The organism is Paenarthrobacter sp. NPDC057981 (assembly GCF_042886835.1).
Classification (GTDB): domain Bacteria; phylum Actinomycetota; class Actinomycetes; order Actinomycetales; family Micrococcaceae; genus Arthrobacter.
In genome coordinates, this window is the sequence record NZ_JBHVQI010000013.1 from 40338 (window position 1) to 55326 (window position 14989).

Here is a 14989-nt window from a genome sequence, read left to right on the forward strand (position 1 = left end):
GACAAGTCCGCGATTCTATCGCGCAGTCGGCCAACGGGGGCCGACGTGCTGGTTGCTTGCCGGTGGAGGCCAGGCCTCCGCGGCGTTGAACTAAGTGGTCTTGCGTGCTGCAGGCTTCGGCGCGGCCTTGGGGGCTGCGGGCCGTGCTGCGGGCTTGGGAGCCGCCGGCTTGGCGACAGGCTTGGGAGCCGAGGGAACTGCAGGCTTCGGAGCCGCCGCCGGAACAGCAGGCTTGGGAGCCTCCGACACCGGAGCGGCCTTGGGGGCCGGGGCCACCGGAGCGGCCTTGGGAGCCGGGGTTTCCTCAGCAACGGGAGCCTCTTCTGCAACCGAAACTTCCTCAGCAGCGGGAGCCTCTTCTGCAGCCGGAGCAGCTTCTTCGACAACCGGAGCTTCTTCAGCTGCGGGAGCTTCAGGTGTTGCCTCGGCGGCCGCCGGAGCTTCCTGCGTGGTGTCCTCTTCGGCAACCTTGAAGCCTTCGGGCAGAAGGTCTGCAATGCTCTGCGTCAGCGGAGCCTGCTCCCCCGTGGTGTCCACGCGAGCTGCGGCCTTGGCTTCGTTCTGGGCCTTGGCTTCTGCGCGCTGGCTGGCACGGCGGGCTTCAGCCTTGGCTTCTGCCTTGTTCTTCAGCGGTCCGATCACCATGACCATGTTGCGGCCATCGATGCGCGGGCTGGATTCAATGACGCCAACCTCAGCCACATCTTCAGCGAAACGCTGCAGCAGGCGGATGCCCATTTCGGGACGCTGCTGCTCGCGGCCGCGGAACTGGATCATGGCCTTGACCTTGTCACCGGCTCCGAGGAAGCGCAGAGCGTGCCCACGCTTGGTTTCGTAGTCGTGCTTGTCGATCTTGAGGCGGAAACGAATCTCCTTGAGAACCGTGTTGGTCTGGTTCTTGCGGGCTTCGCGCGCCTTCACTGCGGCTTCGTACTTGTACTTGCCGAAGTCCATCAACTTGCAAACAGGAGGCTTAGCCTGCGGCGCAACTTCAACGAGATCGAGATCGGATTCGGCAGCAAGACGCAGTGCGTCCTCGATGCGGACAATTCCTACCTGTTCGCCGGCAGGACCGACCAGCCGCACCTCGGGGACGCGGATACGCTCATTGATTCTTGGCTCGCTAATGTTAAAGCTCCTGTGGTTGTGGTGGTATCACCGGCAAAAAGAGAAGGCCCCCAATTGCTGGTGCAATCGAAGGCCTCGAAGATCGGCTGCACTTCCCCAACGGGAAAGCACGCACATCCGGGGATGAAACCCGGAGTGTCCGACCAAGTACCCGGCAACCTCTTGTCCCAAATAAGGGAATCCTGTCCCCGGAGGGAAACGGCTGACGCGGGTGGGAGAGAACTCCGCTTGCAAACTGAAAGACAATTCTACAGAAACAACCCGCCAAGCGCACATTGCGGGTGGCGGGACTGTTGACTACAGATCTTCTCCGCGGATCTCCATGGTGGAATCCCCGGTGAATAACGACTTCCAGTCGGTCTGTGACAAGCTTACCAGTATGAGCACTGAAGACAGCAATTCCCGCAACTCCTTCGGCGGAGACTCCCCCGCCGCCGACGCCGGGGTCTCCCAGCAGATCCGTGACATCGCCGAGGTTCCGGCCGTGGAAGTCATCACTACCGGCGCCGTTCACCTGATGAGCGCCGCAGCCGTCAAAGTGGGGCTTGCGGACGACCCCAACGCAGAAGACCTCAAAGACCTGGACGAGGCCCGCAAACTGATCACCGCACTTGCCGGCCTGGTGTCCGCCGCCGCCCCCGAAATCGGCTCACAGCACGCCGGCCCGTTGCGCGATGGCCTGCGCTCGTTGCAGCTGGCCTTCCGTGAAGCTTCCATCATCCCGGACGCTCCCGGCAAGGGCCCGGGCGAGAAGTTCACCGGACCAGTGAACTAGCCACAGACTGCCTGGATAACCACCGACGGCGGGTCGACCACATTGGTCGGCCCGCCGTCGTCGTCTGCTGACTCTGTGGCGCCTCAGACCCGGGCGGCGCGACGACGGATGGAGGTCAGGACCAAACCCGTAGCGCACAGTACGACGCCGGCGATGCCAACCGCGGCGAATCCCCCGGACGGGCCGACAGTGTCGATGAAAACGCCGGCCAAGGGTGCACCCAACGCGACACCCGCGGTGAGGGCAGAACCGTACCAACCCATGGCCTCGCCGCGCCGCTCCTCATCCACCAGATCGGCCACCTTCTCGGAGGATGCCGACAGGACAGGGGCGCACAAGAGGCCCGGGAGGAGCGAGAGGAACGCAAGGGTCCAGGTGTCATGGGCGAAGCCCATCGGAATGGTCAGTGCGGCCATGCCCAACAGAAGGACCATGGGCGATACTGTCCGCTTCATTGAGCCGTAGATCAGGCCGCCGATCACCGACGCGGCACACCAGAAGAAGAACACAATGCCGATTTCATTTTGATGCCCGCCACGCTCCAGCAGCCCCACGATGCTGACGTCGGAGCCGCTGAGCACCATGCCGGAACCGGCTGCGACTGCGAAGAGCGCGGCAACCGGGACCGTAAACCAGGTGAAGTTCCTGGCCACCCGATTCTTCAGCGCCGAGGTACGCGGGGTGGCGGACGCCATTTCGGAGGCCGCTTCCTGGACGTGCGCAGGAGCTGATGCCACCATCGCGGCCTCTGCGGCGGCCAAATCGGCAGACTCGCGGTCAGCGGATTCCTCCGGAGTGCACGCGACGTCGCTCCGGGTCGGCGGGTTGAACCACATGAGGAAAAGTCCAGCCACTGACACGGAGACACCCACGGCAGTGAGGCCGACTGCCGAAAAACCGCTCGTGGCCACCACGGCCCCCACGGCCGGACCAATCATGAAAACCAGCTCCGTGGCAATGGAGTCGAGGGCGAACGCCGAACGGCGCTGTTCCCCGTCCACCAGGACACCCAGCGACTGGCGGACGACACTGAAGATCGGCAAGGTGAAGAGGCCACCGATAAAGACCAGCGGAAGCAACCACTGATAGGAAACATGCGGAACAACTGACCAGATCACGGCTTCGGAAATGACTGAAGGGATCAAGGCCTTCCGCAGACCCACCATGTCCACCCTGCGGCCACGCCATGGTGCCCCCAAAGCGATGCCGATGGTCATAACCGCGGCCGCCGCGCCCGCAGCGGCATAACCTTGCCCCAGCGTCTGGACAATGTGGAGGGTCAGGAGCACCCCCGCAGCGGAATGCGGTATGCGGGCAATCATGCCCACCACCAACAGACGACGGACAGGCCGGATGGACAGCATCTCTTTGTAGAGAGCGAAGTTCACTCAATCCTCATTTCCCCGGGCAACCCCGGGGAACCGGACCTGCCATTAGTGCGGCGCGGGCTCCTGTGCTGCACGCTGCAGTTTGATCTCCATGGAGTCGACGCCTTCAGCAAAGGAATCCATGCTTGCCCATGCTTCGTTCAACTGGCCGACAAGCGTCTGGACCGCCGCGGCGTCCAGCCCGTCCTCAAGGAAGAGCACCACACGCAGTTCCGGACCTGGGCCGCCACCTTGCACCTGACGTCCGTCGGACGTGAGGGATGCGACGCCACCACCAGCCTGCGTCTCAAGGCGCCGGACCGCGGTGAAGCCTGAAATTGTCGAAACGAGAGCAGTCTCCAGTTGATCATCCAGGTATGACGGCGTCCAGTCCTTCTGCTGGGCCAGAGCCCACAGCGCCGGGCGCCTGACCACGAAGGCGAACTCGGAACCGGGATCCACAACCAACAGCTGGGCGCCTTCCGATACCGCCGAAAGCGCCGCCCGCGCGGCGTAAACAGCTACCGGGCGCGCCTGCGGGTGCCACAATTCCAAAGCGGCCGCAGAAGTGAAGACCGGCATTGCCGTCCGGCCGTCGGGAGCCTTGAGTGTGACCAATGCCATATCGGCCTGCTTGTCGGCATGCAGCCCGTCGACACCTTCGGCTTCCTCGGCAAGTTGGGCCACGACCGGGACAAAAACCCGGGCCGTCGCCAGGGATACCACCACTTCTGCCTCGCCGCCGGTGCCGTTGAACAGCCCCGCTATGGCAGCGAGGTAAGCGGCGTCCGCACTTCCGTCGTCGTCGTCGAAGTTGTGGATCTTGGCGTCGTCTCCGGCCAGGCTCCTCCCGGCCCACGGCTGACCCGCCGAGTCCGTCGCTCCGCCCGCACCGGCCAACGCCGCCGCGATGTGACCGGGCAGTTCACGCTTCTCCGGCTGGTTTGCTTCCTGTCCGGCTGAGTGTCGGCCCATCAGCGGCGGCCGGCCACGTCCAGGGCCTCGGGCAAGGTGAAGGCGCCGGCGTAGAGAGCCTTACCCACAATTGCGCCCTCAACGCCGAGCGGGACCAGCTCGCGCAGAACACGGAGATCTTCCAGGCTGGAGATACCGCCTGAAGCCACCACCGGCTTCCCGGTCTTCTCCACCATCTGGCGCAGCAAATCCACGTTGGGCCCCTGCAGGGTGCCATCCTTGGTCACGTCCGTCACCACGTAGCGGGCACAGCCTGCGTCTTCGAGCCGGGCCAGGACCTCCCAGAGATCCCCGCCCTCCTTCGTCCAACCGCGGCCGGCAAGGGTGGTACCCCGGACATCGAGGCCGACGGCGATCTGGTCGCCAAAGCGCTCGATGGCCCTCTTGGTCCAGTCCGGGTTCTCCAACGCAGCCGTGCCAAGGTTCACCCGGGCAACACCCAATTCCAGCGCACGCTCAAGTGACTCGTCATCCCGCAGGCCCCCGGACAGCTCCACCTTGACGTTGAGTTGCGACACGACCTCGCTGATGAGCGCGGCGTTGTTTCCCCGGCCGAAAGCGGCGTCCAGGTCAACCATGTGAACCCATTCCGCCCCGGCATTCTGCCAGTTGAGGGCCGCTTCAAGCGGAGTTCCGTAGCTCGTTTCCGAGCCTGCCTCTCCTTGCAGTAGGCGCACCGCCTGGCCGTCAACAATATCGACGGCGGGCAGGAGTTCCAGGACGGACTTGGAGGAGGTGGTCATGAGGGTCCTTGCAGTGTGAGGGTTCGCTGGCGTACCACGCCGCGATTCATTTGGCGGGAAGAGTCAGGAGGTAGGCGGCCAGCAGGGACATCCCGGCCAGCACGTAAAACGAGATGGAAACCCAGCGGGGTTTCTTCTGTTGATGGAAGGAGACTCCCCCACCCACCAGCAGTCCCGCCAGGCCCATAAGGACTACAGACCACATTCAGGCAGCACCGCTCCCGGACGCTTCCGGAGCGGGCTTGCGCAGGCCATCCACCCAGTTGCGCAGGAGCCTGGCCCCGGCATCCCCTGATTTCTCGGGGTGGAACTGGGTGGCACAGAGTGGGCCGTTCTCGACGGCGGCAATGAACCGTGCACCGTGCTCGGACCAGGTCACCTTCGGGGGCTCCATGCGCGGCTGGACAACATCGAAGTTCCATTCCTGCACGCCGTACGAGTGCACAAAGTAGAAACGCTCCTGCTCGACCCCTGCGAAGAGTTTGGAGCCTTCCGGGACATCCACTGTGTTCCATCCCATGTGCGGCACGACGGGCGCCGGAAGGAGTTCGACTTTGCCGGGCCATTCAGCCATGCCCTCGGACTCAGTGCCGTGCTCGACGCCGGCTTCGAACAGAACCTGAAGGCCCACGCAGATGCCCAGGACCGGGCGCCCACCGGCGACACGACGTCCAATCATGCGGATGGCATCGACAGCTTTAAGTTCCTTCATCACGGTCTCGTAGGCCCCGACACCGGGGACAACCAGCCCGTCCGCGTTGAGTACGTCCTCAGGCTTGGAGCTGAGCAGCACGTGGGCGCCCGCCCTCTCCAGGGCACGGACAGCGGAACGGACGTTGCCCGAACCATAGTCCAGAACCGTCACCGTGGGCTTGCCTTCCGGCGACTCGGGCTTCACTGAAGCCGTGGGGTCAGCCACTGCTCCGTTTTTCAGGACTTGACCGCTCACAGCGCCCCCTTGGTGGACGGGATTCCCTCAACGCGGGGATCGGACTCAACGGCGGCGCGGAGTGCTCGCGCGAACGCCTTGAACTGGGCCTCGACAATGTGGTGCGGATCGCGGCCGGCGAGAACGTTCATGTGAAGGCAAATTCCCGCGTGCAAGGTGATCGCTTCGAAAACGTGCCGGGTCAACGAACCCGTGAAATGCCCCCCGATGAGGTGGTACTCCTGCCCGGCGGGTTCACCGCCGTGCACCAAGTAAGGACGACCGGAAACATCCACGACGGCGTGCGCCAGGGCCTCGTCCAGCGGGACGGTGGCTTCGCCGAAACGACGGATGCCGGCCTTATTGCCCAAAGCCGTACGCAGGACCTCTCCGAAAGTAATGGCGACGTCTTCGACGGTGTGGTGGGCATCGATGTGGGTGTCGCCGGTAGCCTTGACGGTCATGTCGATCAACGAGTGCTTGCACAGGGCGGTCAGCATGTGGTCGTAGAAGGGCACTGAGGTGCTGATGTCCGAAATGCCGGAGCCATCCAGGTTGATCTCCACCAGAACGGAGGACTCACTGGTGGCGCGCTCCATGCGGGCAGTGCGGGCAGCGGACGGCGTAGCGCCGGTTTCGCTCATTTGGGGACGTCCTTCTACAGGGAGGATGGGTTGGTCTATTGACAAGTTTAGGCGCGCTGGGAAACCGCGCCGTCCAAGAGGGCTTCCAGTGCCTCCAGGAAAGCTGTAGTTTCCGGCTCGGTTCCGGCCGTGACGCGCAGGTGCCCCGGGATGCCGACGTCGCGGATCAGCACGCCGGCATCGAGCAGGCCTTGCCAGATTGTGTGGGGATCCTCCAGTCCGCCGAAGAACACGTAGTTGGAGTCCGACGCCGCGGGCTTGAGACCCATGCGCAGAAGTTCCGTGACGATGCGGTCCCGCTGGACCTTGATGTCTTCGACGTCGGCCATGAGGGCCTCTCGGTGCGTCAACGCCGCGAGGGCGGTGGCCTGGGTGATGGCTGAGAGGTGGTACGGCAGGCGCACCAGCCTGATGGCATCGGTGACCTCCGGGGCCGCAGCCATGTAGCCAAGCCGTGCTCCAGCCAAGGCAAACGCCTTGCTCATGGTGCGGGAGACGATCAACCGCTCGCGCCCGGGCAGGAGGGTCAGGGCACTCGGAGTGTTGTCGTGGGCGAACTCGTGGTAAGCCTCGTCCACGATTACGATGGCCTGGCTTGCTTCGCCTGCTTCGTACACGGCCTCAACCACGTCCAGGCCCAGACCCGTACCGGTTGGATTATTCGGCGAGCACAGGAAGACGATGTTGGCTTTGGTCTCACGGACCTGTTCCGCTGCCGATTGGGCATCGAGCCCGTAGTCGTCGGCACGAACGCCACGGATGTACTCGGTGTCCGTTCCGCTGGCCAGCAAGGGGTACATGGAGTACGTCGGAGGGAAACCAAGCGCTTTGCGCCCCGGACCGCCGAACGCCTGGAGAATCTGTTGCAGGACTTCATTGGAGCCATTGGCGGCCCAGATATTGTCGGCAGAGAGGCCGTGGCCAAGGTACTCAGCCAGGGCTACCCGAAGGTCGGTAAATTCACGGTCCGGATAGCGGTTCAAGCCTGTGGCGGCTGCTGCAACTGCCTCTGTTATGGCCGCCTGCACATCGGCAGGGACGCCATGGGTGTTCTCGTTGACGTTGAGCAATACGGGGACATCAAGCTGCGGTGCGCCGTAGGGGCTCAATCCACGCAGGTTGGTCCGGAGGGGAAGTCGGTCAAGTCGCTCAAGCTGCTCACTCACTACAACAGTTTAAGGGGCCACCGCGACTGCTGAGTAACTGTGACGTCCAGGGCAGGAAACAGGCCCGTGGCGCCTGCCGTCAGTGGGCAGGCACGAACAACTGCTGCCCAGGAAGAATGCGGCCACCGCGGAGGTCATTCAACTGGATGATTTCGGCAATGACCTCACGCGGGTCCCGCTCCGGCGCCGCAGCACCTGCGATACCCCACAGGGACTGGCCAGGTTGGACGGTGACGGACACCGCAACCGGCGGCTGCAACTGCGACTGGGAGTCGGAGGCCTTGGCGGGGGAAGTGACAACTCCGGCCAAACTCAGGAGGGCAGCCACCAGGAGCATAGCCGGGATGCCGAAGAAGACCATGCGGCCGCGGCGGGTGAGGCGAAGGCGCGCGGGAGCCTGCGTGGTGCGGAAATCAGCGAACGAAGTTATTGCGGACATGAGCTGAGCCCTTCTGAGCTATTGCGCTGCTCCGGGGCCTCCGGAGGAGCGCTGCCAATTCATTGTGTTCCTCCCGGCGGCACCGGATGTTCGAACGAATTGTTCGAACATCCACTGCCAACGCGAGGTTTTTAGAACACATATTCGAACCTTGCTATGACATTTTTAGCACTTATCAACGAACGGTGTCGAGACTCGCTAGAACAAATGTTTGATAAACGCCCGTGCCTGCCCTACGTTTGAGTGAAGAAACAGCACTGTTTCAGTGGAACAGGAGGGTCTGACATTTTTTCCAGGCCCTGCATCCCCGGCTCTCCTGGGGGCGGAAGGAAAGGCATTGGCGAACATGGCAGCGAAAGCCACAGGCGGCGGGGCACCCCTGCGAAGCCAACAGCCTCAAAAGACTCCGAAGAGCCTGACAGTTCGTCAGAAGAAAATCCTGGAGACCATCCAGCGCTCCGTCAATGACAACGGCTATCCGCCCAGCATGCGGGAAATCGGCGACACCGTAGGACTGGCCAGTCTGTCCAGCGTCACGCACCAGCTGTCCCAGCTGGAAAAACTCGGCTACCTCCGCAGGGATCCCAAGCGGCCCCGGGCCATGGAAGTGCTGATGCCTCTGACCCTTGACGGCGGTCCGATCCCGGGCGTCGAAGCCCCCGCAACGCTGCGGAGCGCGGGCGGCATGGCCGTCACCGAGCTGGCAAGCGCCAGCGACACCGCCATGGTTCCCTTGGTGGGCCGCATTGCGGCAGGTGGTCCGATCCTCGCCGACCAGACCGTGGAGGACGTGCTCCCGCTGCCCAGGCAACTTGTCGGACATGGTGAGCTTTTCATGCTCAAGGTCGCCGGCGACTCCATGATCGATGCCGCCATCTGCGACGGCGACTGGGTGGTTGTCCGCCGTCAGAACGACGCCATCAACGGCGACATCGTGGCGGCGCTGCTCGATGATGAAGCCACCGTGAAAACGTTCCGTCAGCGGGATGGCCACACCTGGCTGCTGCCCCAAAACACCCAGTACGAACCCATCCTCGGCGACCAGGCCACCATCATGGGCAAGGTTGTTTCCGTACTCCGCTCGATCTAGCCTGTCAGGCCTTCCGCGCGGATCCCAGGCGCTCCAGGACTCCGCGTACCACCGAACGGTCCGTCGTGGCCCAGAAGGGCGGCAGAGCGGCCCGCAGGAACCCTCCATAGCGTTCTGTCGAGAGCCGTGAATCCAAGACGGCCACTACCCCCTTGTCCCCCGTTGAACGGATCAGGCGCCCCGCGCCCTGCGCCAGCCGGATGGCGGCGTGGGTAGCCGAAACTGCCATGAAGCCGTTGCCGCCGGACTGCGCCACCGCACGGGAGCGGGCCGTCATGAGCGGATCATCCGGTCGCGGGAACGGGATGCGGTCGATGACCACGAGACGGCACGACCCACCCGGCACATCCACACCCTGCCACAGGGACATGGTTCCGAACAGGCACGTATCCGGTTCATCGGCGAATTGCTTGACCAAGGCAGCCATGGTGGACTCGCCCTGGCAGAGAATGTCAACGTCCAAGCGGAGGCGCATGGCATCGGCCGCCTCTTCGGCTGCCCGCCGTGACGAGAAGAGGCACAGGGCTCCCCCGCCCGATGCCCGGATCAAGTCTTCCAATTCATCGAGGGCTTCAGGCGATGTACCCCGGCCGGGCTTAGGTAGGTGCTTTGCCACATACAGCACACCCTGTTTGGGGTAGTCGAAGGGCGAACCAACGTCGATCCCCGTCCAGCTCGGGGCGCCGTCGCCAATCAGGCCCAGCCCTCCCGCGGCCGGCTCGAAAGCGGAACCGATGGCCAGTGTCGCCGAAGTCAGCACCACCGTGTGTCCTGCGAACAATCCTTCGCGCAAGCGTCCGGCCACGCTCAGGGGCGCGATGTTGATGAGCGCCGGAGCAGTGTCATCTGGTTGTGAGTAGCCCTGCTGAGGGTCGAAGGTGCTGTTCCGGGAGAACCAGACGACTTCCCGGTTTTCCTTGGCGGCAAGCATCCGCTCACACAGCTCGAGGATGAGCATGAGCCGTGAGCGCGCCAGTTGGCGGCCGCCGTCGGCTGCGTTGGATGCATCAGTCTTCGAATCCGACAAAGCGGCGCGGGTGGCGTCCCGCAGCTGGTCGAGGCAGTCAAGCTGTTCATCATTCAGGCCACTGGGCAGCAGTCCGTTGGGAACCCCCGCAATGGCCATATCAAGGCGGTCCGAGGCAGCGTTGAGGGCATCGACCGTAATCGCGGTGTGTTTGCGTGCACTGGAGGCTGCCGCATGGACCATGGCCACGGACAACTGCCCGGTGACGGCCCCGGTCACGCGGTCCTGCAGTTCGTGGGCTTCGTCAACCACCACGACATCGTATTCGGGCAGGACGGCCAGTCCTTCGAAGGCACTGACGGCCAGCATCGCGTGGTTGGTGACGACGACGTCGGCCTCAGCGGCCCGTGCCCTGGCCAACTCGCTGAAGCACTCCTCCGCGAGAGGGCATTTCTGCGCTCCCAGGCACTCCATGGACGTTACGGATACCTGTCGCCAAGCCCGGTCCGTGACGCCGGGCATCAGTTCGTCGCGGTCTCCCGTGGCAGTCTTTTCAGCCCATTCACGGAGGCGGACCACTTCCTTGCCAAGCTGTGATTGCGGCCCTCCCATGGACGCCGCGAAGTGCGGAACACTGGTGTCCTCTCCCAGCGAGAACAGTTGCCCTTCCGATGGCTCTTCACTGGGAAAGCCGCCCTCGAGCTTCTGCAGGCACACGTAGTTGGCACGGCCCTTCACGAGCGCCACGTTGACCGGCCGCTCGAGTGCGGGGTTGATGGTCTCCAGCAACCGCGGCAGGTCCCTGCCGACAATCTGGGTCTGTAGAGCCAAGGTGGCGGTGGACACGAGCGTCGGTTTGTCGCTGTCCATGGAATGTGCGATCAACGGAATAAGGTAAGCCAAAGACTTACCTGTTCCCGTTCCCGCCTGGACCAGCAGATGCTCTCCGTTTTCGATGGCCCGGGTGACGTGCTTGGCCATCTCGTGCTGGCCGGCACGGCTTTGGCCGCCCATGCCGGCCACAGCCCGGTCCAACAATTCGAGGGTGGCCTTTTCCCCCACCGACTCGACGGCGTCCGCCGCCACCTTCTCAACCATTGCTGACGAATGACTCCAGCTCGGCCGCCAGTCCTTCACGGACCATGACCACGATGCGTGTGCCGTTTTCCTCGTGATCGATGCTGAGTATTTCCGAATCTGAACTGTGCAGCTTGCTGATCAGCTCGCCACGATCGTACGGAATCAGGAGCTCCAGCCGCACACCCGGGCGCGGAATGGACTGGCTGATCTCCTCCAGCAGTTCAGCGATTCCCTGGCCCGTGCGGGTGGAAACCACAGCGTGGCGGGGTTCCTTCTGCTTAAGCCGTTCCACCACGAAGGGGTCTGCCACATCCACCTTGTTCAGGACGATGATTTCGGGAACCTTGCGGGCATCCACCTCGGAAAAGACAGCCCGCACTGCGGCGATCTGCCCCTCGGGGTCCGGGTGCGAGGCGTCCACGACATGCAGAATGAGATCCGCGTCAGCCACTTCCTCCAGTGTCGACCGGAAGGCCTCGACCAGCTGGGTTGGCAGGGAACGCACGAAGCCCACGGTATCGGCCAAGGTGTAGCCGATGCCATCCGGGGTTTGCGCTTTACGGACGGTCGGATCCAACGTGGCGAACAGGGCATTCTCCACCAGGACACCGGCGTCCGTCAGACGGTTCAACAAGGACGACTTACCGGCGTTGGTGTACCCGGCGATCGCAACCGACGGAACCGCATTTCGACGGCGGTTGGCACGTTTGGTCTCGCGGGCCGGCTTCATCGCGGCGATTTCACGCCGCAGCTTGGCCATGCGGGTGCGGATTCGACGGCGGTCCAGTTCGATTTTCGTTTCACCGGGACCACGCGAACCCATGCCGGCACCGGCACCACCTACCTGGCCACCGGCCTGGCGGGACATGGATTCACCCCAACCACGCAGGCGTGGAAGCAGGTACTCCAACTGGGCGAGCTCCACCTGGGCCTTGCCTTCGCGGCTCTTGGCGTGCTGGGCGAAGATGTCCAGGATGAGCGTGGTCCGGTCGACGACCTTGACCTTGACAATGTCCTCCAGCCCGCGCCGCTGTGACGGGGCCAGTTCGGTGTCGACGACGACGGTATCGGCACCCGTGGCGGCGACGATGTCTTTGAGTTCCTGCGCTTTGCCGGAGCCGAGGAAAGTTCCAGGGTCCGGCTTCGTGCGGCGTTGAACCAAACCGTCGAGGACTTCCGAGCCTGCGGTTTCTGCCAGGGCCGCCAGTTCACGCAGGGAGTTCTCCGCGTCGGCCAACGTGCCTTCTGTCCAAAGGCCGGCCAGGACGACGCGCTCAAGGCGCAGCTGCCGGTATTCAACTTCGGTGACGTCTTCGAGTTCGGTGGACAATCCTGCGGTACGGCGCAGGGCGCGGCGTTCAGCGAGGTCTTCCTGGTCGCCGTCGAAAATGCTGTGCTCTTGGTCCAGGGTTGAAATGGCCTGCGCCTTGCCGAACACGCCGTTGGTGTCTTGGTCATCGGACGCCTGCGCGGGGACATCCTTGGAAAGAATCCGGTCGATGACGGCCTGGATTTGTTCAGGACTCATGTCCTGGGCGTCGGAATCGGATCCGGAGTGCTTCTGGGTGGTCATGGTCTCCTTAGACTGTTCGGCAATTCCAGAATAGTGCTGTTTGTTGCTGGATGGGGCGCTCTTCGCGCTGGGCTGACCGGCTTGGGCCAAAATGGTCTCCTGTGTGCTGGACGCCGATGGCTCACTGGGCTCTGGCGTCGGTGATCTGGTGGATCCGCGGGAAGGCCCCGGCGTGTCGGAAGTCCTGGTACTGCCCCACAGGATCTGCCGTCAAGCGATGTGATCCTGGAAACAGGGCGGGGAGCGATCTTCTGAGCGTCCGGCGCCACGGAGTCGTGGAGGCGGACTGTTGCCGTTGGGACCTGCCGGGCGGAAAGGCCGTGAGCCGGGCATTGAAGCCGAGCTGGGCCTGCATCGCGGGCGGTGCCGTCGAACGCCTGGAGCCCAGGCGCGGATTCGGCTGATTACTCAAAGATCAAGAACATGGATTAAATACTATCAGCCGTGTCAAACCAACCCTGGTCGCATGACAGTTTCCCAAGGCGCCGATAGCCAACTAATCTGGCAAATTATGGAGTCTGCACACTATTTCACCGCCCAACCGGCTGGACCGTTCACCCGCAAGCCGATCACGGTGGAGCTCGCCGGGGCTACGCGCCACCTGCAGACCTCCTCAGGAATCTTCAGCCCCGACGGCATCGACAAAGGTACGGCGATCCTCTTGTCCGAGGTCCCGCCCCCGTCGCCCCGTGGCAACCTTTTGGACATCGGCTGCGGTTGGGGCCCCATTGCCCTGACCCTCGGGCTGAAGGCACCGAATGCCCGCGTCTACGCCGTGGACGTCAACGAGCGCTGCGTGGTGCTGACCAACGAGAATGCGGCCGCCCTTGGCCTGGACAACGTGACGGCAAGCTTGCCGCATGAGGTGGACCCCGCCGTCGAGTTCGACACTATCTGGTCCAATCCCCCGATCCGCATCGGCAAGGACGAGCTGCACTCCCTGCTGCTCACCTGGCTGCCCCGCCTCGCTCCCGGCGGCAACGCGTGGCTCGTGGTTCAAAAGAACCTGGGTTCGGACTCCCTGCAGCGTTGGCTGGCAGCTGAACTGGACGAGTCGTTCACGGTTTCCCGTGAAAGCACCTCCAAGTCCTTCCGGATCCTTCGCGTCAGGAAAGCGTCCCGCTAGCCACAATGACGGCAGGCCCACTCAGCTCTACGTGCTCACGGCCAGCTGCGCCGGGGAAGAATTTCACACCAACGACGCCGCCAGGAACCTTTACATGCCAATCGTTGGGAGCCGTGCTGCCGGCCCAGTGACGGATCGCCACTGCCGCTGCACAGGCTCCGGTGCCGCAGGACTGGGTCTCCCCCACGCCGCGCTCGTGCACGCGCATAGTGATGGTTCCCACTCCGTCCTCCACCAGCGGTTCGGCGGGGACGACGAATTCAACATTCGTGCCATTGACCGGTTTGGGATCGACCACGGGGGCTTTGAACAGCTGTGTAGCCGAGAGCTCACTGAGTTCAGCCAAAGCAACGACCGTGTGCGGGTTGCCCATGCTGACCGAGAGGCCGGGCCGGGCCACTTCGAGGCCGTCGGCGCTGACCAAGGCATCCATCGCCTTGCTCGTTGCCTCGTCAGGGAAGATGAACTCCCAAGGACCCATGTCCACGGCGTACCCGTTGGCGGTTCGAACCACCTTCTTGACACCTCCACGGGTGCCGATCGTCAGGATCTCACCCGGGCCAAGGTCCACCAGGCCCTGTTCGCTGAGGAAATGGACAAATACACGCACGCCATTGCCGCACATCTCGGACAGGGAGCCGTCGCCGTTGCGGTAGTCCATGAACCACTCCGCTGCGGGATCCACGTCCAGCAGCGCCCGGCCTTCCGGGAGGAACCGCGAGGGGACTGCGCGGATCAAGCCGTCGCCGCCGATACCCGTGTGGCGGTTACACAATTGGGCTACCTGTTCTGCGGTGATCTCGTGGGCGTCTCCGGGATCAGCAATCAGGACGAAGTCATTGCCGGTCCCATGCCCCTTGGAAAACGCCAATCCGGCAAGGCTTGAGGTGGCATTGGTGGTCTCGGCAGCCGGGGGCTGGCGCGTGGGAACTGCGGCGTTTGCATCCATGGAATCAAGGCTACCTTCCACGTGTGTTCGGCCAGAAAT

General features: G+C 63.6%; 15 protein-coding genes. 3 read left to right on the top strand and 12 right to left on the bottom strand.

The window, feature by feature from the left end; all coding sequences use genetic code 11:
- Positions 1 to 90 precede the first annotated feature (90 nt).
- Positions 91 to 1086 carry a translation initiation factor IF-3 gene (gene infC / locus ACFVSI_RS13140; protein ID WP_387824160.1) on the bottom strand — a complete coding sequence of 332 codons (996 nt, stop codon included), beginning with the start codon at positions 1084 to 1086 and terminating at the stop codon, positions 91 to 93.
- A gap of 421 nt (positions 1087 to 1507) precedes the next feature.
- Between infC and ACFVSI_RS13145 the strand changes: the two genes are divergently transcribed.
- Positions 1508 to 1903 (top strand): DUF1844 domain-containing protein, encoded by a 396-nt coding sequence (locus tag ACFVSI_RS13145; protein ID WP_387824163.1) that lies wholly within the window; start codon positions 1508 to 1510, stop codon positions 1901 to 1903.
- Between the two features lie 83 nt (positions 1904 to 1986).
- Here ACFVSI_RS13145 and ACFVSI_RS13150 read toward each other — a convergent pair whose 3' ends face one another.
- The 8 genes from ACFVSI_RS13150 to ACFVSI_RS13185 form a co-directional block, all read right to left on the bottom strand.
- Positions 1987 to 3291, bottom strand: coding sequence for an MFS transporter (locus tag ACFVSI_RS13150; protein WP_387824166.1), 1305 nt, complete (start codon positions 3289 to 3291; stop codon positions 1987 to 1989).
- A 45-nt stretch (positions 3292 to 3336) separates the two neighbouring features.
- Entirely contained in the window at positions 3337 to 4245 is a 909-nt protein-coding gene (locus ACFVSI_RS13155; RefSeq protein WP_387824169.1) for an SseB family protein, read from the bottom strand.
- Positions 4245 to 4988 (bottom strand): bifunctional 1-(5-phosphoribosyl)-5-((5-phosphoribosylamino)methylideneamino)imidazole-4-carboxamide isomerase/phosphoribosylanthranilate isomerase PriA, encoded by a 744-nt coding sequence (gene priA / locus ACFVSI_RS13160; RefSeq protein ID WP_387824171.1) that lies wholly within the window; start codon positions 4986 to 4988, stop codon positions 4245 to 4247. The genes ACFVSI_RS13155 and priA overlap by 1 nt, the downstream gene beginning before the upstream one ends.
- 46 nt (positions 4989 to 5034) lie before the next feature.
- Positions 5035 to 5193 carry a hypothetical protein gene (locus tag ACFVSI_RS13165; RefSeq protein ID WP_186313712.1) on the bottom strand — a complete coding sequence of 53 codons (159 nt, stop codon included), beginning with the start codon at positions 5191 to 5193 and terminating at the stop codon, positions 5035 to 5037.
- Entirely contained in the window at positions 5194 to 5937 is a 744-nt protein-coding gene (gene hisH / locus ACFVSI_RS13170) for an imidazole glycerol phosphate synthase subunit HisH (RefSeq protein ID WP_144663056.1), read from the bottom strand. It abuts the gene before it with no gap.
- Positions 5934 to 6560: an imidazoleglycerol-phosphate dehydratase HisB gene (gene hisB / locus ACFVSI_RS13175; protein WP_387824174.1), complete on the bottom strand. Its 627-nt coding sequence runs from the start codon at positions 6558 to 6560 to the stop codon at positions 5934 to 5936. The genes hisH and hisB overlap by 4 nt, the downstream gene beginning before the upstream one ends.
- 47 nt (positions 6561 to 6607) lie before the next feature.
- Positions 6608 to 7726 carry a histidinol-phosphate transaminase gene (locus tag ACFVSI_RS13180; protein ID WP_387824177.1) on the bottom strand — a complete coding sequence of 373 codons (1119 nt, stop codon included), beginning with the start codon at positions 7724 to 7726 and terminating at the stop codon, positions 6608 to 6610.
- Between the two features lie 79 nt (positions 7727 to 7805).
- The gene (locus ACFVSI_RS13185; RefSeq protein WP_144663053.1) at positions 7806 to 8165 is read right to left on the bottom strand and encodes a LysM peptidoglycan-binding domain-containing protein; all 360 of its coding nucleotides are present in this window, start codon (positions 8163 to 8165) and stop codon (positions 7806 to 7808) included.
- A gap of 346 nt (positions 8166 to 8511) precedes the next feature.
- Between ACFVSI_RS13185 and lexA the strand changes: the two genes are divergently transcribed.
- On the top strand, positions 8512 to 9255 hold the full coding sequence (lexA, locus tag ACFVSI_RS13190; RefSeq protein ID WP_262278065.1) for a transcriptional repressor LexA: 744 nt from the start codon (positions 8512 to 8514) through the stop codon (positions 9253 to 9255).
- Positions 9256 to 9259: 4 nt separating this feature from the next.
- Here lexA and ACFVSI_RS13195 read toward each other — a convergent pair whose 3' ends face one another.
- Positions 9260 to 11320: an ATP-dependent DNA helicase gene (locus ACFVSI_RS13195; protein ID WP_387824182.1), complete on the bottom strand. Its 2061-nt coding sequence runs from the start codon at positions 11318 to 11320 to the stop codon at positions 9260 to 9262.
- Entirely contained in the window at positions 11313 to 12875 is a 1563-nt protein-coding gene (gene hflX, locus ACFVSI_RS13200) for a GTPase HflX (protein WP_387824185.1), read from the bottom strand. The genes ACFVSI_RS13195 and hflX overlap by 8 nt, the downstream gene beginning before the upstream one ends.
- A gap of 511 nt (positions 12876 to 13386) precedes the next feature.
- On the opposite strand from hflX, the gene ACFVSI_RS13205 reads away from it, so the two are divergent.
- Positions 13387 to 14001: a class I SAM-dependent methyltransferase gene (locus ACFVSI_RS13205; RefSeq protein ID WP_387824188.1), complete on the top strand. Its 615-nt coding sequence runs from the start codon at positions 13387 to 13389 to the stop codon at positions 13999 to 14001.
- On the opposite strand, the gene dapF is transcribed toward ACFVSI_RS13205, so the two are convergent.
- The gene (gene dapF / locus ACFVSI_RS13210; protein ID WP_387824191.1) at positions 13982 to 14950 is read right to left on the bottom strand and encodes a diaminopimelate epimerase; all 969 of its coding nucleotides are present in this window, start codon (positions 14948 to 14950) and stop codon (positions 13982 to 13984) included. The two genes, ACFVSI_RS13205 and dapF, sit on opposite strands and share 20 nt — an antisense overlap.
- Between the last annotated feature and the right edge of the window lie 39 nt (positions 14951 to 14989).

Coding starts and splice junctions, on each gene's coding strand:
- dapF (WP_387824191.1), bottom strand. CDS start 14,950: ATGGATGCAAACGCCGCAGTTCCCACGCGCCAGCCCCCGGCTGCCGAG.
- ACFVSI_RS13165 (WP_186313712.1), bottom strand. CDS start 5,193: ATGTGGTCTGTAGTCCTTATGGGCCTGGCGGGACTGCTGGTGGGTGGG.
- ACFVSI_RS13195 (WP_387824182.1), bottom strand. CDS start 11,320: ATGGTTGAGAAGGTGGCGGCGGACGCCGTCGAGTCGGTGGGGGAAAAG.
- ACFVSI_RS13185 (WP_144663053.1), bottom strand. CDS start 8,165: ATGTCCGCAATAACTTCGTTCGCTGATTTCCGCACCACGCAGGCTCCC.
- priA (WP_387824171.1), bottom strand. CDS start 4,988: ATGACCACCTCCTCCAAGTCCGTCCTGGAACTCCTGCCCGCCGTCGAT.
- ACFVSI_RS13145 (WP_387824163.1), top strand. CDS start 1,508: ATGAGCACTGAAGACAGCAATTCCCGCAACTCCTTCGGCGGAGACTCC.
- ACFVSI_RS13155 (WP_387824169.1), bottom strand. CDS start 4,245: ATGGGCCGACACTCAGCCGGACAGGAAGCAAACCAGCCGGAGAAGCGT.
- hflX (WP_387824185.1), bottom strand. CDS start 12,875: ATGACCACCCAGAAGCACTCCGGATCCGATTCCGACGCCCAGGACATG.
- hisB (WP_387824174.1), bottom strand. CDS start 6,560: ATGAGCGAAACCGGCGCTACGCCGTCCGCTGCCCGCACTGCCCGCATG.
- ACFVSI_RS13205 (WP_387824188.1), top strand. CDS start 13,387: ATGGAGTCTGCACACTATTTCACCGCCCAACCGGCTGGACCGTTCACC.
- lexA (WP_262278065.1), top strand. CDS start 8,512: ATGGCAGCGAAAGCCACAGGCGGCGGGGCACCCCTGCGAAGCCAACAG.